1 protein-coding gene is annotated in these 330 nt (G+C 44.5%); it reads right to left on the reverse strand.

The window, feature by feature from the left end:
* The coding region (locus L693_RS28585; RefSeq protein ID WP_197030078.1) for a phage tail protein at positions 1-330 on the reverse strand (330 nt) is incomplete at both ends.

Here is a 330-nt window from a genome sequence, read left to right on the forward strand (position 1 = left end):
GAAAGCAAGCTCCGCTCCTCGTCCGTCAGTTTGGACGCATCCATTCCGATAAAAGTACGTCCATCCTTCATCTGTGCAAACATGCGTGTGACCAAAGATTCACCCTTATCTTTAGAGCTGCTGGATACGATATTCTTTTTAAGCCGGTACTGTAATCCGCTGTCGGTTCCGATCTTTTTTCTAAGGTTAATAGTGAAATTGTCTGGTTCAACCTCGCACTCATACATCTGAATGATCTTGTTAAGTGCTTCAAGACAAGTGCCTCGCCCAAAGTCCTTAACATCGTGCAGATCGAATGTGTCGTGAATAACAAACTTAAACCGTCCGCCT

The organism is Paenibacillus sp. 1-18, assembly GCF_000520755.1.
GTDB classification, from domain to species: domain Bacteria; phylum Bacillota; class Bacilli; order Paenibacillales; family Paenibacillaceae; genus Paenibacillus; species Paenibacillus brasilensis.